Source organism: Streptomyces sp. WZ-12 (assembly GCF_028898845.1).
GTDB lineage: Bacteria > Actinomycetota > Actinomycetes > Streptomycetales > Streptomycetaceae > Streptomyces.
This window is the reverse complement of the sequence record NZ_CP118574.1, coordinates 7,784,870-7,805,586: the sequence shown is the minus strand read 5'-3', so window position 1 is coordinate 7,805,586 and position 20,717 is coordinate 7,784,870. Positions and strand designations below refer to the sequence as shown.

The window sequence follows — 20,717 nt, the reverse complement described above, 5'->3', positions numbered from 1 at the left end:
CGGATGTACGTACGGGCCAGGGCCTCCGTGAGGCAGCACTCCTCGCCCACATCCCAACGATCAGTACCGATGGGCGTCCGTTTTCGCCTTGACTGCCCCTGGACCAGGCGGGTTTGTCCGTGGCTGACGCCACGCCGCCCGGCCGGAGTTCAGGCGAGGCGAATGCTGACGGTGCACACCACGCTGGAGTCCACCCTCCGGTCAGTGCGCACGATGTCGTGCCTCTTCCGCCCGATGGTGCGCACCGTAGAGCGGGGAGTGCACCGTACTCCGCACACCGCCTCTCCACACAGACGGCGGACTGACTGCCGGGGAGCGCCCCGAGCAACGGATGCGCACTGAGTGAGGCGAGCCGAGCGTGCACGACACCCTCGCGCGGCATCCGGTGTGCGCAATGCCGTGCGTCGTGCGCACCGACGATGTGCACGACATCGCCGATGCTCGTACCGGATGCCCGATGTCCCGAACTCACCGGTGGCGGTGGCGGTGGCGGCGCAGGTGCGCGGCACACCACGGATTCGGGCGGCCACTGGGGTACTCCCGGGAGCGACGCCCGGTGGGCGGCTTCGGCGAGAGGTACAGCACCACCCGCAGCTGGACCACGTCGGTGATCTGCTCCAGGTACTCCAGCCGCTCCGGTGAGAGGTGCAGCAAGGTCGGCGCGACCATGTGGGCCTCCGTACTGGGGTGTTGCTCCCTGCACCCTCCCCCTCTCCCCCGGCCACCGCATCCTCCTGCCCTGATGGCGGCTATCCGGTCACCACCGACTACGGGCCAGACCCGACCAGTTGACGCCCTCTGATCGGCGAGCAACTGCGCGGCTGTTGGCTGCGTCGACCACCAGGTCGCTGTTGTGGAATCAGGCCCGTCAATCACCCTCTCAAGCGCCGTCGCACCCCCTGAACCCGCCTCCGGACCCGAGCTCGGCGCGGACGATGAGGCCGCCCTCGGGGTTGGGGTGGGCGTGTACGTCGCCGTGGTGGGCGCCGGTGATGGCGCGTACGACGGCCAGGCCGAGGCCGGCGCCCTTGATGCTGGGGGCTGTGGCGCGGTGGAACGGTTCGAAGAGGGCGGGGATCTGGGTCGGGTCGATGAGTGTGCCGGTGTTGGTGACCTCGATCCAGGCGCCGGATTGTGTCTCGCCGGTGGTGAGGTGGACGTGGCCGCCGGGGTGGTTGTGGCGGACGGCGTTGGCGAGGAGGTTGAGGGTGAGTTGGGCGAGGAGCGCAGGGTCGCCGGTGACGGGTGCCGGGTTCAGTCGCGTGCGTATGTGGATGTCGCGTTCGGTGATCTCCGTGCGCAGGTCGGCGAGGGCTGTGCGGACGGTGTCGGCGAGGTCGGTGGGGCGGGCAGTGGTCAGGCCGCTCTCGCCGCGGGCTAGGGCGAGGAGGGAGGCGAGGAGGTTCTCGCTGCGGGTGGTGGCGTTGAGCGCGGCGCGCAGGGCGGGTTCCAGGGCGGCGGGGACGCGGCCCTGGGAGAGGGGGATCTCCAGGGCGGTGCGCTGGATGGTGAGGGGGGTGCGCAGTTCGTGGGAGGCCTGGGCGGTGAAGCGGCGCTGGGCGGTGAAGCTCTGCTCCAGGCGTTCGAGCATGGCGTCGATGGTGTCGCCGAGCCGACCCACCTCGTCGTGGGGGCCGGTCAGGGCGAGCCGTTCGCCGAGGTGGTTGCCGTTGTTGATGCGGGCGGCGGCTTCGGCGACGTGGCCGAGGCGGCGTAGGGAGCGGCGGCTGAACCACCAGGCGAGCAGGGCGGCCAGGGCGGTGAAGGCGGCCAGCAGGATGAGGGAGTGGGTGAACAGGCCGGTCAGAACGGAGCGCTTGAAGTCCTCGAAACTGTGGGCGGAAGTGGCCTCGGAGCGGACGGAGCCCGGCGGCGGGTGGGCGGGGCCGGTCGGTGCGGACGGGATCACCGGTGCCGAGGTCGGGCGGGGAGCCGACGATGGGACGGAGTCGGGCGTGAGCAGATCGCGGTGGATGGCGATCAGCTGGCGCACGCTCAGCCAGTTCAGCAGCAGCAGGCCGCCGCCGAGGAACGCGAAGGTGACAACCGTCGTGCAGGTGAGCCGGGCGCGCAGGGTCAGACCGCGGCGCGGGCGCGACATGAGGGAGGCCGGGTTCACAGGCGGTATCCGAAGCCGGGGTCGGTCTCGATGACCGAGGGGGCGCCGAGCTTGCGGCGCAGTTGATGGACAGCGACCTTGACCGCGGAGGTGTTCGGGTCGAGGGCGGAGTCCCACAGCCGCTCGAAGAGCTCGCCGGGGTGCACGGGGGCGCCGTCGGCGGCGAGGAGGATCTCCAGGACGCCCAGTTCGCGGGGCGTGAGGCGGAGCGGGGCGCCGTCGCGCTCGGCGGTGCGCCGGACGGTGTCCAGGCTGATGCCGCGTCGGGTCAGGACGGTGGCGGCGGGGGCGGGCGCGCGGCGTCCCAGCGCCCGTAGCCGGGCGACGAGTTCGAGGTAGGAGAAGGGCTTGGCGAGGTAGTCGTCGGCTCCGTGGCCGAGCCCGTCGACGAGGTCGGCGAGGGTGCCCGCGGCGGTGAGCATGAGAATGCGGGCCGGGTATTCGGTGGCGTTCAGGGTGCGGCATACGGTGTCACCGCTCACCTGCGGCAGGTCGCGGTCCAGGATGATGACGTCGTACGTCTTGGCGGCCGTCATCTCCAGGGCGCGCGCCCCGTCAGGGGCGATGTCGCATGCCATGCCCTCGCCCTTGAGGCCGTCGACGAGCATCGCCGCCAGCTCCGCCTCGTCCTCGACGATCAGTACGCGCATCCGTCACTCCGGCCCCTCATGTCCCGCTCTGTCCCCTCCAGGATGCCTTGGCACGGGTTAGCCACGGGTTAGCCGGATGCTCACCGGTGGCTCACCGCCCGCCCCGTACTTCTTGAGGTGACCGGTCCGGACGTAGCGGACCGGCAGACCACAGGAGGGGCGTGTCATGCGCTTCAAGGGGTACGGCACCAGGGCCGTCTGGGCCACGTGGAGCACAGTGACGGCGCTGTCCGTCGCGGCCGTGGTGTCCGTGAGTGGCTGTTCGGCAGAGCAGAAAGCGCCTGACGTGGCCGGAGGCGGCGGAGCGGGCACGAGCGGAAAGCCGAAGGACCAGCGGGCCGTCCGGCAGCAGTGGGTCGACTGCATGCACCAGGAAGGACAGACCGGAGTGACCATCGGCCCCAAGGGCGAGATCCAGGTCCCGGCGGGTGGGGCGGAGGGCAAGAACGGCGGCGCGGACAACAGTGCCTACGACCAGGCGGAGAAGACCTGCAACGCCAAGGTGCCGGGCATGCAGCAGGTCCGGGAGCAAGGCAAGCAGAAGGCGATCGAGCAGGCGCGCAAGTACGTCGCCTGCCTGCGCGAGAACGGCTATACGGACGCCCCCGACCCCGACCCCAAGACCGGCGTGATCGTGGTCGACCCCAAGAAGTGGGACAAGGCGAAGTTCGGTGTGGCCGCGAAGGCCTGCACTAAGGTTCCCGGCCCCGGTATCCAGGTGGCGTCGTGACCGTGACCACCGACACCGAACCGACCGCGCAGGACCCCACACCGGACGGGGACACCGACTCCACCGGCCCGCGGCGTACCCGGCTCCGCCGCAAGCCCGTGATCGTCTCCGCGGTCCTGGTGGCCGCCCTGGCCGCAGGGACCTTGGCCGTCCTCCAGCCCTGGCACGGCGGCTTCACACGGACCGGGCACGCAACGGGCCACCACACCACCGCCGAAGTCCAGCGCACCTCCCTCGCCGACGGCCTGAAACTGGCCGGGCAACTTTCCTACGGCACCCCGACCGACGTGGTCCCCCAGGGACACGGCGTCCTCACCGCGCTCCCCAAGGAGGGCGACCGGATCAAGGCCGGGCGGCGGCTGTACGAGGTCGACGGCGCCCCCGTCGTCCTGTTCACCGGCGACCGCCCCCTCTGGCGCGACCTCACCGCGGGCATGTCCGAAGGCGAGGACGTACGGGAGCTCAAGCGCAACCTCGTCGACCTCGGCTACGCGGACGGGCTCGGGCTGAGCGTGGACGAGAAGTTCACGAAATCGACCGTCACCGCGGTCGAGCGCTGGCAGAAGGCCGCCGGGCTCCAACAGACCGGCAAGGTCACGCTCGGCTCGGTCGTGGTCCTGCCCTCGGCGACAGTACGGGTGCAGCAGGTGCCCGCCCGGCTGGGCGCGACCGTCGGCGCCTCGGCGGTGCTCAAGGTCACCGGCACCGACCTGGTGGCCCAGCTCCAGCCGTCCGACGACCAGGTCTCCCAGTTCCAACCCGGCGGCAAGGTGACCGTCCAACTGGCCGACGGCACTCGGCTCCCCGGCACCATCCGCACCCTCAGCCTGGGCGGCTCGGGCAACCAACAGGGCAACGGCGGTGGCGGCGAGAGCGGCGGAGGCGGCGACACGAGCAAGACAACCGTGACCATCGCCCTCGACAGCCAGAAGCAGGCGGCGAAGGCAGGCCCTTCCTCGGTGACCGTGACCGTCACCGGCCAGAGCGTCGATGACGCCCTCGTCGTCCCCGTCACCGCCCTGCTCGCGCTGGACGGCGGAGGCTACGGCGTCCAGGTGGTCAGCGGCAGCCGGACCCGGCTCGTCCGCGTTCAGCTCGGACTCGTCGCCAACGCCAAGGCCCAGATCACCGGCGAGATCAAGGCCGGCGACCAGGTGGTGATCCCGTCATGACCACGCTCTTCGACGCACCCGACAAGGCGTCTGTGCCACCGGTCCTGGAACTGCGCGGCATCGTCAAGGAATATCCCGGCAAACACCCCACCACGCCCCCCTTGCGCATCCTGCACGACATCGACCTGACCGTGACGCCGGGCGAACTCGTCGCCGTCGTCGGCCCCTCCGGCTCAGGCAAATCCACCCTGCTCGCCCTGCTCGGCTCCCTCGACCGGCCCACCGATGGACAACTCCTCTTCGAAGGAGACGACCTGACCACCCTCACGGAGCCGGAGGTGGCCGCCCTGCGCGCCCACCGCATCGGCTTCGTCTTCCAGCAGTTCTTCCTGCTGCCCGGCCTCACCACCGTCGAGAACGTCACCACCGGCCTGCTCTACAGCGGTACCAGCCCCTCGCTACGCCGCTCACGCGCCATCGAGGCACTGCGCGAGGTTGGCCTCGGCCACCGACTCGACCATCACCCCAGCCAGCTGTCCGGCGGCGAACAGCAGCGAGTCGCCATCGCCCGCGCCCTCGTCGGCCGCCCCGCCCTGCTGCTCGCCGACGAGCCGACTGGAGCTCTGGACACCGCCTCCGGAGCCGCCGTCGTCGAACTGTTGCGCCACCTGAACACAACAGGTACCACCGTGATGGTCATCACCCACGACCGCGACCTGGCCGCCTCCTTCCCCCGCCGCATCGGCATCCAGGACGGCCGCATAGCCTTCGACGAGACCAGCGCCTCTCCGCAGCTCCCGGAATCCGGCGAGAGCGACACCCCCGACGGAGGCAACGCCCCTGAGGAGGCGTCCCGTTGAAACGCCGTAACATCACCACGCCGCGTCCCACCCGGCTGAGCCCCGCCGACCTGCTGCGCCTGGGCCTGCTCGGCCCGCGCACCCGCCGCTTGCGCTCGGCGCTGTCGGCGCTCGGCATCTCACTCGGCATCGCCGCCGCCGTCGCGGTCACCGGGATCTCCTCCTCCAACCAGGCCCATCTCCTGGAACGCCTGGACCGGCTCGGCTCGAACGTGATCACCGTGGGCCCCGGCAAGGACACCGACCAGAAGAAGGTGCCCCTGCCCCCCGAGGCCGAGAAGATGCTCGCCAACATCGCCCCCGTCCAGCGGGTCACCGCGACCGGCGACACCACCGCCCACGTCTACCGCAGCGACCTGGTGCCCACCGAGCAGAACGGCAGCATCGCCGTCGAGGCGGCCCGGCTCAGCCTCCCGGACGTCCTGCACGCCCAACTGCGCTCCGGCCGCTGGCTGGACACCGCCAGCCAGCACCTCCCTGTCACCGTGCTCGGCGACCAGGCCGCCGGCCGCCTCGGCATCAGCACACCCGGCCAAGAGGTCTGGCTCGGCGGCCAGTGGTACGCCGTCATCGGCATCCTTCAACCCAACGAACTCATCCCCGACCTCGACACCTCCGCCCTCGTTGGTTGGCCCCAGGCCACCGCCCACCTGGGCGCCGACGGCACCGCCTCCGCCGTATACGTACAAGCCCACCCCGAGCGGGTCGACGCCGTGCAGTCCGTGGCCGGAGCCACCGCCAACCCCGCCCACCCCACCGAAGTCGCAGTCACCCGCCCCTCCGACCTCCTCAAGGCCCGCACCGAGACTCAGAACACCATGACCGGCCTGGTCCTCACGCTCGCCGCAGTCGCCCTCCTCGTCGGCGGCGTCGGCATCGCCAACACCATGGTCGTCGGCGTCATGGAACGCCGCGGCGAGATCGGCCTGCGCCGGGCCCTGGGCGCCCGCAGCGGACAGGTGGCAACCCAGTTCCTCATCGAGGCCATCCTGCTGGGACTGGGGGGCGGTCTCGCCGGAGCCGTCGGCGGCGCCCTCACGGTGTACACCTACGCCGCTGCCCAAGGCTGGCCCGCGAGCGTCCCCCTCCACACCCTCGCCGCAGGCCCTCTCACCGCCATGCTCGTCGCCACAACCGCAGGCATCTACCCCGCCCTGCGCGCCGCCCGCATGCCCCCCACCACCGCACTACGCGGAGCGTGAGACCACCGCAGGGCATTCGTCCGTGACACCGGGTCACTCGATGCGGTGCTGGCGGAGCTGAAGGCGACACCGCGCCGGAAGTGGGACCTGGCAGAGGCGGAGCGGTTCCCGGATCCGTGCCCACAGTGCCTCGACCGCGACTATGCGCGCGGCGGGCACTGTCACGTTGGTGGGGCGCCGTGGACAGTCTGCCGCCTCATGACAGGAGGTTCCATGTCATCGGTCCGCGTCACCGCCGCGTGGGCAGATTCATGGACGCGCGCGGCCAGGACACGAATTCTGCGGCTTCGGATCCGTGGTGCGATACATCCGTACCGCACGCTCACGCAACTCCAGCGAGTACTTGCTGGCGGCCACGATGACGCGGCCCTGCCTCAGGGGACCTTCGTCACCCAGGCCGGCACCCCAAAATTGCCCTACGTTGATCGTCCAGGGCCCGTCGTCCACACGGTGCGGGGTCGGGCCCGCAGCGTGACGACAGTGGGCCCGACCGCATCTCGGGGGACAGGTCGCAGTCAGCTTCGTCGCCCGCGTACTGCGCCGGTCGAGACGCATAGGGACGTCCCGCTTGGCGGCATGTCGGCGGGCGAGCGGGCCGCCCGTTCCGAGGCGCCCAGCCGAATTCAGGCGCTCGATCTCGCGTCGGGACGGCCAGAGGTCATCTTCCACCTGAGCCCGTTCGACCGCCTGGTCAGCGAGTTCCGACGCGATGCCGGTACGGATGGCGGCGACAGCCGCGCGAACAGGGTGCAGCATCACGGGGCGCGGTGTGCTCAGGGCCTCGCAGTAGACGTCGTGCAGGTCCTCGACCTCCACGCCGGTCATCTCGGAGACCAGCAACTCGGTAAGTTCCAGCTCGCGTTCGGTCGTCAGGGCTGGGCTGGCGAGGTTGCCCGGGTCGCGGACCTCCTCCGGCCAGCGCAGGGGTTGGCAGGGCAAGATGTCGTGCCCCGGGACAGCGCGGCGATGTTGACCCGCAGCCGGATGCCGCGGAAGTACAAGGAACGCCTGGTCAAAGCTGCCGGGGTGGCTTCGGTCGCCTTTGTCTGCGCGGGACGCCTGGCGGGCCGTCCACTCCCAGTGCGCCCGCCGCAACGGCCCGGCCGGGACGCCGGCGGAGAAAGGTCGGGATCTGCAGCCGGTCGTCCTCACGGGCCCCATCTGGCGCTCATGCTCACCAAGCTGATTCCGGTCCGGATCTGGAACGCACGAGAGCCGCCCGGTTTCCCGGGTGGCTCTTGTCTGAAGTCTTAACCATGGGGGTTATGGCCGGCCCGCTTTCGAGAGCTACCAGGGACCATTCCAGGGTCTTCGCCGCTGAGTGCACCTACGGTCACCGCCCGCCAAGTGCACCTGCGCGGCACCTGGTAGTTCCCTGTCAAGTCTTTGTGTTCAGCTTGAGGGGGTCGTCCGGCGGGGCAGAGCCTGGGAGTTCGCCACAGCGGCCCGGTGATGAATTTTGGACAGAGCGCGCGGGTCCCGTCCTTGACGGACTTACCCGGTCGGGGAAATGTGTGACGGCTGCGTCGGTGGGCGGGGAACGGCGCAGGTCATGGGGGTTTTCCCAGTTCCCTGCACATGCCGCGTCCAGTGCGGCGATCTCCAGGAGAGTTATTTGTCCAGCTTGTCCAGTGAGCAGCAGCTGCTGAAGGTCTACAGCGACCGTTCCTATGTGCACACCACCACGGTGCGCCATCAAGGCACGACGGTGGCACTGGCCATGGACGACCAGCGGCGGCTGGTGTACTCGGTGCTCGACCTCACCCGCCATGACGACGGCAAGGGGGAACTCGACGCCGCGTACTGGTCGGAGAACCCGCTGCCGCTCCGCTTCCCCACCGAGATATCCAATGTGGGCTTCGCGGCCGTGGGCGCCACCGCCTTACCGGCCGTCAAGCGCGGCGGCCGGGTCGAGGCCGCGCCGGGCGAACGGCTGGACGACGACGAGCGGGACCCATTCCTGTCCACCACCGCACGGCTCACCGCGCTCGCCCCCTTCCACGCGCTGTCCGACGGCACCCATATCGTCGTGCTGCGTCAGTCGGTCGCGGGCGACCACCCCGACGCCGTCCACAAGGTGACCGACGGGGGGTCGTCCGGCGACCCGGAGCGCACCGACTACGTGAAGGACCGGGACGGGGCGAAAGTGCCCCTGGTCGCGGACACGCTGCTGTGCGACCGCTTCCTGTTGGTCGACGGTGAGCTCAAACCCGTCCTGGAGGCCCGTTACCGCCGCAGCCGGCACAAGACCCGGCCGGATTCGGCCAAGGACAGCCTTGGCACGGCGGACATGGAAGGCCGTCCCTTCCACGAGCCCACGCAGGAGCTGTCGTTCGTCCGCAACCTCTCCGGCGGGCGTTTCACCGCGCTGCTCGTGCCCACCGCGGTACACGGCCGACAGCGCTGGCAGCTCTTCGCCCACAACGACGCCTCCGGCCGCATCGACTCGTTCAACATCGAGCAGAGCGGCGACGGCCTGTTCAACCTCCAGGGCACCCAGGCGTGGACCAGTCCCGACCCCGCCCACCGCGACGCCGTCTACGAACCCGCGCCGGGCACCTGCCCGTTCACCGGACAGCCCCTGGTACCTGTGGTCAGCACAGCGGGCTACGCGGAGACGGCCCTGCGCTTCGGCGAGGACGACGCGCGGGTACGAGTGGCCGACGCCCCGTCGTTCGCGGGTGACTTCACCGTCGAGTTCTGGGCCCGGCGCACCGCCACCGACGGCCGTGAGGAATTCCTCGTCGGCCATGGCGACGAGAAGGGCGCCGACCGTGCCTCCCTGCACATCGGCTTCCGTGACGACGGCCGCTTCACGTTCGCCTTCTACGCCGACGACCTCACCACCGAAGCCCGCGCCGACGACACCGACTGGCACCACTGGGCCTGCGTCTATCAGCGTGCCGGCCGCCGCCAGACCGTCTACCGCGACGGCGAGGAGATCGGCAGTCGCGTCGCGGACGGCGACTACACCGGTACCGGTCCGCTGGTGCTGGGCAAGGCCCTGTGGCACGGCAGCGTCCGCGCCGAACTCGACGAGGTACGCGTGTGGGACCGCGCCCGCACCGCCGGCGAACTCACACGGGACAAGGGCATCCGGCTCATCGGCAACGACCCCGGCCTGACCGCCTACTACCGTTTCGACGAGGGCTCCGGCACCCGCCTGCACGACCAGACCGACCACGGCCGGCACGGCGAACTGCACGGCGGGCCGCGGTGGGTGACCTCCGAGGCGCCCCTCGGCGACCACCCGGGCGTGCGTCGCGACAGCTTCACCGTCGCCGGCCGCAGTCCGGTCTCCGGCCTGTCCGCCGTCCTCTACCACCAGCAGGAGGACACCGCAGTCGGCTACGAGCAGACGCCCAAGCCGGTCAAGCGCCAGGCCCGCGTGCTCGTTTCGTACGCGACCTCGGGCCCCGACCCGAAGACCGGCGCCGCCACCGACGAGGCGTACCTCGCCACCGTCGACTTCGGTGTCGGCCGCGACGGCCGACTGGCCCAGATCCCCGACGAGCTGTCCCTGCCCGTGCTGAGCGCGCCGGAGGCCAGCGGAGACGTTGAGGCGATCAGTGCGCTGGACGCCCAGGTACGGCACCTGGACCAACAGGCAGCGGTCAAGGAGACCGAGCTCGCACGGCTCAAGCGGCAGACCGCGGATCCGGTACGGCTGCGCGAGGAAGGCGAGGCGCTGCGCGCCGAGTTGGAAGGCGACCTCACCGCGTGGCTCTACCGCCTGCGGTTCAAGCTCACCTACCAGGACAAGGAGCAGTACCTCGCGGTACGGGACGACGGCTACTGGGGCGCTCCGGTGGTCCGTACCGCTGACAAGGACGCGCGGTATGCCGTGTGGGCCTTCAACCCGGTGGACGATTACCAGGACGGCCATCGTTGCTACCAGCTGCGCAGCACGAAGGGCCTTGACGCACAGGCCGAGGGAGGAAGCCGGGACAACGGCGCACCACTGGCGCTGGAACCCCGCGACAACAGGCACACCAGACTCACTCGGTTCACCGTGCGTGAACAGGGCGACGGCCACGTCGTCATCGTCAACCGCGACAGCGGACGGGCCATCAGCGCCATCGATCACATCAGTACCGAACGGGGCGTGCAGTACGACTGCGACACCGTCACCCGCTCCGGCGAAGGCCTCATCGCCCTGGAGCGGACCACGTTCCGCGTCGACGCCGACTCCCATGCACGTGATCTCAAAGAACGCGTCGAAGCCATAGGGGCACGTCTGCCCGAGGCCGAGGCAGGCTCCGAGAACATCTCTCGCCTCCAGCGCGAACTCGCCGCTCTCCAAGCCGAATTGACCGCCAAGCGCGAGGAACTCGCCCGCCTCACCGGCGGCCTCAAGGGCGCCGATGACATCGCCCTGTCTGTGCCCCGGCTCTCCCTCGACCGCACCGGACTCAGCTGCTGCGGCGCCCTGCTGGAGTTCGCCCGCGGCGCCGACCGCCCATACCTGCTCGACAGCGCCACCGGCAACGTCGTGCTCTATTTCCGGGGTGCCAACGGGCAGTTCTTCGCCGCGTACCACGACACCCAGATCACGCGTTCCTCCCGCGGGTTCGCCGCCGGGGACGGCACGGCGCTCACCTTCACCGCACGGGACGCCGGCACCGACCTCGGCGACGTCACCATCCGCATCATGGACGTCGGCGATCCGGGACGGTGCGAGCTGACCGTCGAGCACGGTGACGAGAGCGAGATCTGGCGCCGGCTCCCGCGCCGCGCCGCCGACTTCGCCGCCATCGTCAACGGCGCCCCGGGCCAGAACTACGACTACACACAGGCGGAGAGCAACCGTCCCGGCGTCCCGCTCTCGGCCGGCTCCCGGCTCGTCTTCGCCGACGCCGGTGCGGCTACCGAGGTACCGCTCGGTGCGCCCGCCGACCTCGTGCCCGGGTACGGCGGGCGCTGGCGCGCCGACAGGCCCGGCCGCGCGTACGCCTTCGACGGGCGGCAGAACATCGCAAGCACCCGGACCGGGCTCGACCACACCACCAGCAACGGCGACCTGACCATCGAGGCGTGGGTCAACCCCGAGCGGGTACGTGAGGTGGCCCGCGTCGTCCACGCCAACACCGGTGACAGCCCCTTCACCCTGGGGCTGCTCGCCCCGCCCACGCCGCCCGCCGCCGCGCTGTCCTTCGACGGCAAGGGCATGATCGGCATCACCACGGGCAGAATCGACCTGGCCGACGCCGACTTCACGGTGGAGTTCTGGGCCCGGCGCCCCACGCCCCCGCAGGGGAAACCGCAGATCATCGTCGGCCACGGCACCGACAGCACCGGCGAGACCCGTCGCTCCCTGCACATCGGTTTCCGCGCGGACGGCGTCTTCACCTTCGCGTTCTACGGTGACGACCTCGACACCGAGGAGAAGTACACCGACGCCGAGTGGCACCACTGGGCCTGCGTCTACAGGACGGCCACCCGTGAGCAGGTGATCTACCGGGACGGCACCGAGATCGCCCGGCGGGTCGCGGGCGGCCACTACCAGGGCGAGGGCCCGTTCAGCTTCGGCAGTAGCTACTCGGGCTGGGTCCCCGACTACGCGCGCGTCGACATGGACGAGGTCCGGCTGTGGGGCACCGCGCGCACCGCGGCCGAGGTCCGCGACCGGATGCGCAAGCGGCTCACCGGCGACGAGACAGGGCTCGCGGGGTACTGGCCCTACGTCGCTCCCGCCCCGACCGTCGCCGGGAAACCGGGCGTCGCCGACCGTTCCGCCAAGGGCCGTGATGCCGCGTTCCGCCAGGGCTTCGGCACCGTGCCCGCCCCCACCGAGCTCACCCAGGAGGAGAGCGGCTACCGCATCGTCGCCGGTGTCGGCGACCGTCTCGTCGCCAGCCGCGCCGCCTTCCCGCTGCGTGAGTGGAGCCACCTCGCCGTCGCCTACGAGCAGTCGTGGGCCGTCGAACTCACCGGCGGGGCCTGCCTGGAGGTCCCCGACAACGACGCGCTCGACATCGTCGACGACCTCACCGTCGAGGTCTTCTGCCGCGTGGACGCCCTCGGCACCGCCCAGGGCCTACTGTCCAAGGGCCGTGCCGCCGACGGCGCGGGCGGCAGCATGCCGTACCGGCTGCTCGTCCTCCCCGACGGGCGGCTGGAGTTCGGCTTCGAGGAGCCGGACGGCAAACTGGTCCGCTTCACCTCCACCGAGGCCCTGACCACGGGCGCCTTCCACCGCATCGCCGTGGTCCGCAAGAGCGGCCGCTCGATGCAGGAGCACAGGGGCACCAAGGAGGTCACCGCGGTCGGCCCCGACGGCAAGCCCGTCACGCAGCAGGTGGAGTTGGTGGAGTCCGTCGAGTCCCGGGAGTGGCAGGACATCCGCTTCTTCGTGGACGGCCGCGAAGCCGGCACCGCCCGCTACGAGGGTCCCGGCGCCAAGGGCAACAGCGGCACCCTGGACATCGGCCGGGCCCACGAGGGCATGGAGACGTACGCGTTCACGGGTGTCGTCGCCGAGGTCCGGGTCTGGGGCACGGCCCGCGACGCGGCCCGGCTCGGCTCTCCCGTCACGGCGCGCGACCACGGCATCACCGCGCACTGGACGTTCGAGGAGAACGCGGGCAACACCGCCGCCGACACGACCGGTTCGCACCCGGCTCGGCTGCGCGGCGCCCGCTGGACCCGCAACCCCGATCCGCGCGGCAGCCTCTTCCGGCTCTACCGCAACGGAACATCGGTGGCCTGCGACCCACTGGAGCCCACATCGGAATCCGCTGGGGACTACGGCGACTACGGCGACGAGGCGCTCTGTCTGGGCGCGATGCTCAAGGACGACCAGCCGGTCCAGCCCTTCCAGGGCGTCCTGGAGGACGTACGCCTCTGGCGCACCGCCCGCACCCAGGAACAGCTCCTCGACAACCTCTTCACCCGCCTCAAGGGCGAGAAGCAGGACCTGCTCGCCTACTGGAGCTTCGACCGCGCCTCCACCGACGAGACCGCCGATCTCATCCGCGACGAGGGCCTGCGCGGCAACCACCTGACCCTGCCGGACGCCCCACGCCGTCCCACGGCCGTGCTCTCCACGGCCCCCGTCTCCAGCGACACCGCCCAGGTGCGCTCCGCGCTCGCCGCGATGCGCACGCCGTTCCACGAGACGATCGACGGCTCCCCCGCCGTCACCGAGTACGCGGACATGCAGTACACCGCCAAGGGCGACGCGTTCGGCGTGCTCAAGCGCGCGTACGGGTATCTGCGCGATGGCCGATGGCACCTGGTCACCGGCTACAAGGTCGGCGACCTCGTCAGCGAGTGGATCAGCCAGGTGCAGTTCGATCCGCAGCTGACCGGCTACGTGGAAGGCGCCCCGCCGGTCCCGTCCGAGAACCTCACCCCCAACACCATGGACCCCGAGCGCTCGACCTACGACGGCGTCGCCGCGGTCGAACTCACCCAGGCCGAAGAGGTGGTCCACTCCCTCTCGTCGGCCAGGGAGCGCAGCGTGGACGCCGCCTTCGGCTTCGCGCTGTCCAACGAGGTCGATGTCGACATGTGGATGATCACCGCGCCGCTCGGCTTCGGCGTCGCCAAGTCCATGGCCAAGGCCAAGATTGCGGTGGGCGCACGCGGCAGCCTGGAATTCTCCAACAGCTGGGCCGAGGACACCGCCGTCTCCCAGGGCGAGAACACCACCCGCGCCACCAAGGTCGAACTCGCCGGCAGCTGGGAGGACCCGCGCCACCTCCTCAACCCGTCCGTCGGCCGTCGCTATGTGCCCGCCAACATGGGCTTCGCCCTCGTGCAGTCACAGACCGCCGACCTCTTCGCCCTGCGGCTCGCCCACAACGGCGCCCTCGTCGCCTACCGCATCCAGCCCAACCTCGACATCCCCAAGGACTGGAACGTCATCCCCTTCCCCCTCAACCCCCGCTACACCAAGCAGGGCACCCTCGACGGCACCATCGGCTACGACGAACGCGGCCAGGTCCAGGACCCCGATTACGCCCACGCCCGCGACCACGGCGAGTACAGCTACCACAAGCCGCGCGAGGCGTACGCCATCAAACGCCGCATCCAGCGCGACCGGCAGCGGCTGCGCAGCTACTACGAGACCGTCTCCACCGAGACCCACACCGCTGACCCGACCGCCGAGCGCGCCGGCCGGGTCCTGGGCGGCGCGCTCGGCGGTGACGCCTCGCCGGGCAAGGCCCGGGACACGTCGGGCAACCGGACCGGGGACGGCTTCTCCCGCCGCGACATCGCCAACACCTACGTCTGGACGGCCGACGGCGGCTTCTTCGCCGAGACCACCGAGACCACCGACGCCGTCAGCGAGACGACGTCCGGTTCGTACGCGTTCTCCGGGTCGGTCGGCGCGTCAGTCGGCACCGCCTTCGAGGTCATGGGCGTGGGCGTCAACGCCCAGTTGGATGCGTCCGTCGGCGGCGGGATGACCGTCACGCGGGCTCGCGGCAAGGAGGCCACCCGCTCCTTCGGGCTGAGCGTGAAGTGCGAACCGTCCGGCAATCTCCAGCAGTACGACGCCCACCGCAAACCGGTCTTCGACGCGGAGGGCAACCCGGTCAACGCGCCGGGCAAGGTGGACGCCTACCGGTTCCTGAGCTTCTACCTCGGTGAGGACAGCGAGCACTTCGACACCTTCTTCCACAAGGTCGTCGACCCGAAGTGGCTGGAGAACGCCACCGACCCCAACGCGACCGCCCTGCGCCAGGCCCGCCAGTCGGACCGCAAGCCGCCGTGCTGGCGCGTGATGCACCGCGTCACCTTCGTCAGCCGGGTCCTGCCTCCCGTCCCGCCCGCCGACGCGGCCCCGCTGGAGCGAGCGATGCGGCAGCTCGACGTCGAGAGCAATTACGAGCTGGTTCGCCGCCTCGACCCCTACGTCAAGGCCGCGGCCACGGGCCTGCCCGAACTCTCCGCCGCGGTGCGCTCGGCCCTGGCCACCCACCTGCCGGAGCTGAGCCCGCACGCGGACGACGTGGTCCAGTTCATGGCGCAGTACTACGGGGTGGAGGACTGACGGGCGTCGAGGGCTGAGGGACCGACGGCCCGCTGAGGGACGTCGGCGCACGTCCTCTCATGCCCGGAGGCCGGGCTGCTGCTGCCCGGCCTCCGGGCATCTCGGACGACGAGACCTACCAATTCACCTACTGGCTTTCGCCAGCGCCGGCTAGGACAGTGCGCTGGACAGGGCCAGCGGGGGCGAAAGCCTCCAGCGGGCGGTGGTGGCCGGGTTCATCAGGACAGCCGTCGAGTTCTCCGACTTCTCCGTCTATGTGACGGCCACCGCGCTCACCCTCAATGGCGAGGTGGAGGGAGAGGAGGAGTAGACGGGCAGTCAGCTTCGTCGCCCGCTTACTGCGCCGGTCGAGACGCATAGGACGTCCGCTTGGCGGGATGTCGAGGGGCAAGCGGCCGCCCGTTCCGAGGCGCTCTCGCGGCCGAGTTCGCCGGTCAGGGGCACAAGGTGAGTGCGGACACGGTCGGGGATCTGCTGCGGGAGGAAGGTTTCAGTCTGCAGGCAGGCGCCAAGACCGTGGAGGGCAAGCAGCATCCGGACCGGGATGCCCACCACATCACAACCTGCGGAGGTGCAGTCCAGCGGACCCCCTCCCCATACAGGGGAGGGGGTCTTTCTGCGGACCTCAAGCGGCTGGCACCTGGTCACGTCAGAGTGTTCGGTGCCGGGCTTGCGTAACCCAGGTATGCGGTCGAGCCCCGGGAAGGGTGCTACGGCCCCAGGCCCTTCAGTACCGGATGGTGACGGACTTGACGTGGAGGGTGCCGCCGTAGGTGAGGCTGTTGAGGGAGAAGTAGTAGCTACCCGCGCTCTGGCGGCCCCAGCTGGAGGTGTTGCAGCGGTTGGATCGTGAGCTGTGGTTCTCGTCGGGGCCGAAGACGTCCTTCCACAGTGTCAGGCCGGCGTCGTTGAAGCCGTTGCCGCTGTCGGTGGAGCAGCCGCTGAATGCCACTGAGGTGCTGGTGGCGTCCTTGTTGTTGTCGGTCCAGCGTTGCGATTCGTTGTTGATGTGCCAGCCGGATATGTAGGTGGTTCTGCTGCCCTCAGCGTGAGCCGGGACAACCCCTATGAAGCCAAGAGCTATGGATGCCGCGACTATTCCTGCTGCTCGACGGGTTGTACGCATGTTTTCCCACTTCCCCCGCGTTGTGTGGCCATGAGCTGATCGAAGTTGTCGAGAACGAGTTTTTCTCCGACTGCGATTACTGTGATCGCGGTCCGGAAATTAACCACACGCCTTCGCGTTCAGCAAGGCCGTTTTCTTTTCGATGGCTGAATATTTGCGGCGCTATCGCAGCCTGCCCGGCCGGAGAGAGAAGGATCCGCCGCATCACTGCCGCGTGAAGGCTTCGTGAAGGCGGTGTGACCGCTTCGGCCTAGATGACTGGAAACAACTCATCGGTCTTGCCGAGTAGCCGCTTAGCGAGATGAAAGGTGCGGTTTTGTGTCGACCCCCTACACCGCACAGCCGACATCTCGCCGATCCATGCATTATTTCCAGCCATCTCGACGTGCGGATGTAGCCGGAAATTGAGGGGTTCGTGGCGCTTCACCCCCTCCCTTCCAGGGAGGAGCGAAGGCTGGTCACAGGGGCATAACACTCCAGATTGACTCAAAGGTTCGAAACGTCGTTGCGTCACGGCACGGTCGACCAGATGATCGATTAACGCCCAGTCGGCACTGTCAGCGCCTGCAGCGGCGCAGTGGGGCACGAACAACCAAGGGGGATTCATGCGAGCTTCGCGTATGTCCAGCGTCGTCATGGCCGCAGCGATGGCCACCGTCGCGTTCGGGGCCATCCCGGCGCACGCCGAGGGAAGCAAGACGTCTTACATCTCGTACTGGGCCACGGGGGCCGAGTCCAGCAGGTGGCACGATGGCAACAACGACGCCGTGAGCACATCCGTCCGGTTCAACAACTGCAAGGCGGCAAGCTCTCCGGGAACGCGAACGAGCGCGGCCGTTTCTGTGTGGAAGGATGTCTTCGGCCCTGACGAAAACAAGGGATCGAAGGGCGACGTGTGCAGCGCAACGCAGTATTGGGGGCGACTTGCATCGGGCGACTACTACTTCCGGCTCGACAAGATCAATGGCACTGCGGGGCCTGGGACCTTCCACATCGACGCCAAGCCCGTCACCATGACTTGGTAATGCAACAATGAAGTCGGCCGGGAGTGAACTCTGCTCCCGGCCATTTTCATGCGGCCCGTAGAAGCAAGGATGGCATGTCTCTGCAATTCACCCAATGCTCCTTCCAATACGGTCGGAAGGTGCCTGTCCTCAACCGGCTCAACCTCACCGTCGACCACCGAGCAACCGTCCTTCTTGGACCCAACGGTGCAGGGAAATCCACCCTCATGGGCATCGCCGCCTCTTGGATATCCCCAACCCGAGGTTCGGTCACCTGGCGCGGCATCAACCCCTCCCGCGCGAAGACACGAGCCAGCTACCGCAAGGCGGTTGGATGGCTCCCGCAGAACGTCAAGCCGATGCCCGGCCTCACCGTGCGCGAAAACGTCGCGTACATCGCCTGGTTGAAGGGCATGCCCCGAACCGACGCTTGGGACGCCTCCAAAGGCGCGCTTGAGCGTGTGAAGCTCGGCAGCCTGGCAGGACGGAAGAGCCACCAGCTCTCCGGCGGACAGCTTCGGCGGATGGGCATCGCCGGAACTCTCGCCCACAGCAGCGAAATCGTGCTGCTCGACGAACCCACTGCGGGACTGGACCCCTCACAGCGCCAGATCTTCCGGGATCTCGTCACACAGCTTCTCTGCGACATCCACGTCGTCATCTCCACCCACCAGACCGAAGACCTCGACGCCCTGTACGAGCACGTCGTCATCCTCGATCAGGGGCAGGTCCGGTTCCAGGGCGACACCGACGGCTTCCTCGCACTGGCCGACCCCGGCACCCCCGAAGGACGGCGCGCGGAAGCCGCCTACACACGGCTCATCGCCAAGGAGGTGTGAACCGTGCTGTGGCGAACCATCCTCCGCTCCTCCTCCGCCACATGGCTGGCGCCCCTCCTAGCAGCGTTCATCGCGGTACTGCTGTCGAAGGACCTCACCGCCAACGTGACTTCGGGCTACTGGCCCAGCGCCCTGGGATCGGCCACCTTCGCGCTGCACTTCGTCGCCCCGGCATGCGCCACCGCCGGCGCCTGGGAAGGCGCCCGTTGCACACGCGGTGCAGTGACGCACTGGGCACCCACCCGCTCCGGGCTCGGCGTAGCCCTACCACTGCTCCTGCCGGTCTTCGCCCTGGGCGCCATCGGCATGGCCGTCGCCTCGGCCCTGACCATCTCCGAAGGCCACCCTTCAGGCGGGATGCCACCCGTCGGCATGGTCGCAGTCTGGCTGATCGTCCTGGCCGCCCACTCCTTCGCGGGCTTCCTCCTCGGCAAGCGGCTGCCCCTGGTCATCGGCGCGCCGCTGGCCCTCCTGCTGAGCTTCGTGCTTACCGCGTACCCGGCAGCACTGGAGCCTTTGTGGCTGCGGCACATGGTCACTGGCGGCATGACCGCCTGCTGCACCCTGGACCAGACACCCAGCTGGCAAGCCGCCTCAAGTGCCCTCGTTCTGGCCCTCGGTGTGATCGCCGCCGGCGTGGCAGCACTGACCGCCCGGACGCGACGCGCACGGATCATCCTCGCCAGTTCAGCAGCGGCAGTTGGGTTGATCAGCAGCGGATGGCTGGCCTACGGACTGCCCGCTGACCCTGTCAACGCACGCTCCGCCGAGCAACTGCGCTGTGCCGGAGAACAACCGCGGATCTGCCTGTGGCCCGAGGTCAGCGACACCACCATGGTCCGCGAGAACGCCGCGGACGCCCTGCACCGCCTGCAGCAGACCGGCCTCACCGTCCCCACCGAACTGACCATGGACAGCAACAGCCCCCGACGCGGAGCCGTTTTCATGGGCGCGTGGGTCAACGCCACACCGTCGCAGGTGCGTACGGCAGTCGCCGGGGCGTTGTTGACCTCCAACCCACCGGCCTGTGCTGAATCCCAACAATTCCCCGGTGGCGACGCCTACGCACCGACGGCGGCATGGCTGTCGTTGACCGCCGGCGCCGACGCCCAGGAGGTCGCCGGACGCTTCGGGCCCCAGGACAGCGCGGTCGCCACCCGAGTACGTAAAGCACCACTGGACCAACAACTGGCGTGGTTCAAGCACAACAACCGGGCCCTGAACGACTGCACAACCCACCCAGCTCCGATCCCTTCGCCCCAGACCCAGGAGGCCGCACGGTGATCTGGTGGCTCAAGACGAAAAGCGCTCCCGCGGTAGCGGCGGCCACTCTGACCGCCTACGTCGTGGCGATCTTGGTGCGACAGGAAGCCATCCCCGTCCCGGCCGTCGTCGGCCCCTCCGGGCAACTGTTGGTCACCCAGATCCTGGGAATACTGCCCGTCGCCCTGCTCTTGCACGGCATCGACCGCGGCGACGCCTTCGCCGAAGAGGTCGCCCTGCGCCACGCGGGACGCCGCAACCTCGCCCTGTGCCTTGCCTTCGCCACCCTCACCATCGTGCTGGCGACCACGGTCCATCTCATCTGGGACCGCCCCGAAGCGGTCTCGCTGGCGCGCAACTGTGCCGGATTCCTCGGCTGCGCCCTCATCGTGCGCACCCTGCTCGGCCCAGGCATCGCCATGATCAGCGTCGCCGCCTTGCCACTGGCCTGCGCGGCCGCCGGCCGGCGACCCGGCGGCTCCGCCCAACCGTGGGCATGGCCCATTCAGGACGCGACATCCCTCCTCGGCATCAGCGAAGCCGCCTTCCTCTTCGCGGCAGGATGCGCACTCGTCCTATGGCGCAACCGACCACTCCTCAACCCCCTCGCACAGACCAGCTAGACACAACACAACACCTCCACACGAGCCCGAAGCCCGGCCCGTGCTGCTCCTGCTGCTGAGCGACTTCGACGAACCGGTGCCTTGGTACGCGGCGGTGGTCCGGGTGGCGCTCAACCTCCTGGGCGGATTCATCGCCGTGCTGGCGCACCGCTGGTTGTGGCCCACCCACCGACGCCCCGGATAGCGGT

15 protein-coding genes and 1 pseudogene are annotated in these 20,717 nt (G+C 69.4%); 11 read left to right on the top strand and 5 right to left on the bottom strand.

Translation table 11 applies throughout. The features are described from left to right. Positions 1 to 468: 468 nt before the first annotated feature. The 3 genes from PV796_RS34160 to PV796_RS34150 all read right to left on the bottom strand — a co-directional run bounded on the left by PV796_RS34160 (position 469) and on the right by PV796_RS34150 (position 2,769). Positions 469 to 669, bottom strand: a complete 201-nt coding sequence (locus tag PV796_RS34160; RefSeq protein ID WP_274917604.1) for a hypothetical protein — start codon at positions 667 to 669, stop codon at positions 469 to 471. A 211-nt stretch (positions 670 to 880) separates the two neighbouring features. Further along, on the bottom strand, positions 881 to 2,119 hold the full coding sequence (locus PV796_RS34155) for a sensor histidine kinase (protein ID WP_274917603.1): 1,239 nt from the start codon (positions 2,117 to 2,119) through the stop codon (positions 881 to 883). Next, on the bottom strand, positions 2,116 to 2,769 hold the full coding sequence (locus tag PV796_RS34150; protein ID WP_274917602.1) for a response regulator transcription factor: 654 nt from the start codon (positions 2,767 to 2,769) through the stop codon (positions 2,116 to 2,118). The genes PV796_RS34155 and PV796_RS34150 overlap by 4 nt, the downstream gene beginning before the upstream one ends. A 166-nt stretch (positions 2,770 to 2,935) precedes the next feature. Between PV796_RS34150 and PV796_RS34145 the strand changes: the two genes are divergently transcribed. From PV796_RS34145 to PV796_RS34130, 4 genes are read left to right on the top strand one after another with little or no spacing between them, the layout of a single operon-like run. Next, complete coding sequence (locus PV796_RS34145) at positions 2,936 to 3,499, top strand: hypothetical protein (protein ID WP_274917601.1); 564 nt, start codon at positions 2,936 to 2,938, stop codon at positions 3,497 to 3,499. Beyond that, entirely contained in the window at positions 3,496 to 4,671 is a 1,176-nt protein-coding gene (locus PV796_RS34140; RefSeq protein ID WP_274917600.1) for a peptidoglycan-binding domain-containing protein, read from the top strand. The genes PV796_RS34145 and PV796_RS34140 overlap by 4 nt, the downstream gene beginning before the upstream one ends. Then, the gene (locus tag PV796_RS34135) at positions 4,668 to 5,471 is read left to right on the top strand and encodes an ABC transporter ATP-binding protein (RefSeq protein WP_274917599.1); all 804 of its coding nucleotides are present in this window, start codon (positions 4,668 to 4,670) and stop codon (positions 5,469 to 5,471) included. The genes PV796_RS34140 and PV796_RS34135 overlap by 4 nt, the downstream gene beginning before the upstream one ends. After that, positions 5,468 to 6,673, top strand: coding sequence for an ABC transporter permease (locus tag PV796_RS34130; RefSeq protein ID WP_274917598.1), 1,206 nt, complete (start codon positions 5,468 to 5,470; stop codon positions 6,671 to 6,673). The genes PV796_RS34135 and PV796_RS34130 overlap by 4 nt, the downstream gene beginning before the upstream one ends. 249 nt (positions 6,674 to 6,922) lie before the next feature. Here the strand turns inward: PV796_RS34130 and PV796_RS34125 are convergent, their stop codons facing one another. Next, positions 6,923 to 7,612, bottom strand: coding sequence for a hypothetical protein (locus PV796_RS34125; protein WP_274917597.1), 690 nt, complete (start codon positions 7,610 to 7,612; stop codon positions 6,923 to 6,925). Positions 7,613 to 8,288: 676 nt separating this feature from the next. Here PV796_RS34125 and PV796_RS34120 point away from each other — a divergent pair. Together PV796_RS34120 and PV796_RS34115 are read left to right on the top strand one after the other, a co-directional pair. Continuing rightward, positions 8,289 to 15,674 (top strand): LamG-like jellyroll fold domain-containing protein, encoded by a 7,386-nt coding sequence (locus PV796_RS34120; RefSeq protein WP_274917596.1) that lies wholly within the window; start codon positions 8,289 to 8,291, stop codon positions 15,672 to 15,674. A gap of 414 nt (positions 15,675 to 16,088) precedes the next feature. Then, positions 16,089 to 16,220, top strand: a pseudogene (locus PV796_RS34115) (ISAzo13-like element transposase-related protein); the annotation flags it as partial. Between the two features lie 181 nt (positions 16,221 to 16,401). Here PV796_RS34115 and PV796_RS34110 read toward each other — a convergent pair. Then, a complete protein-coding gene (locus tag PV796_RS34110; protein ID WP_274917595.1) occupies positions 16,402 to 16,800 on the bottom strand; it encodes a hypothetical protein in 399 nt (132 codons plus the stop codon). Positions 16,801 to 17,420: 620 nt separating this feature from the next. Here PV796_RS34110 and PV796_RS34105 point away from each other — a divergent pair. The 5 genes from PV796_RS34105 (at position 17,421) to PV796_RS34085 (ending at position 20,713) form a co-directional block, all read left to right on the top strand. After that, a complete protein-coding gene (locus tag PV796_RS34105; protein WP_274917594.1) occupies positions 17,421 to 17,825 on the top strand; it encodes a hypothetical protein in 405 nt (134 codons plus the stop codon). Between the two features lie 74 nt (positions 17,826 to 17,899). Continuing rightward, positions 17,900 to 18,643 carry an ABC transporter ATP-binding protein gene (locus PV796_RS34100; protein ID WP_274917593.1) on the top strand — a complete coding sequence of 248 codons (744 nt, stop codon included), beginning with the start codon at positions 17,900 to 17,902 and terminating at the stop codon, positions 18,641 to 18,643. A gap of 3 nt (positions 18,644 to 18,646) precedes the next feature. Then, positions 18,647 to 19,927 carry a DUF7224 domain-containing protein gene (locus PV796_RS34095; protein WP_274917592.1) on the top strand — a complete coding sequence of 427 codons (1,281 nt, stop codon included), beginning with the start codon at positions 18,647 to 18,649 and terminating at the stop codon, positions 19,925 to 19,927. Next, positions 19,924 to 20,529: a hypothetical protein gene (locus tag PV796_RS34090; RefSeq protein ID WP_274917591.1), complete on the top strand. Its 606-nt coding sequence runs from the start codon at positions 19,924 to 19,926 to the stop codon at positions 20,527 to 20,529. The genes PV796_RS34095 and PV796_RS34090 overlap by 4 nt, the downstream gene beginning before the upstream one ends. A 40-nt stretch (positions 20,530 to 20,569) precedes the next feature. After that, a complete protein-coding gene (locus PV796_RS34085) occupies positions 20,570 to 20,713 on the top strand; it encodes a hypothetical protein (RefSeq protein WP_274917590.1) in 144 nt (47 codons plus the stop codon). The last annotated feature ends 4 nt before the right edge of the window (positions 20,714 to 20,717 follow it).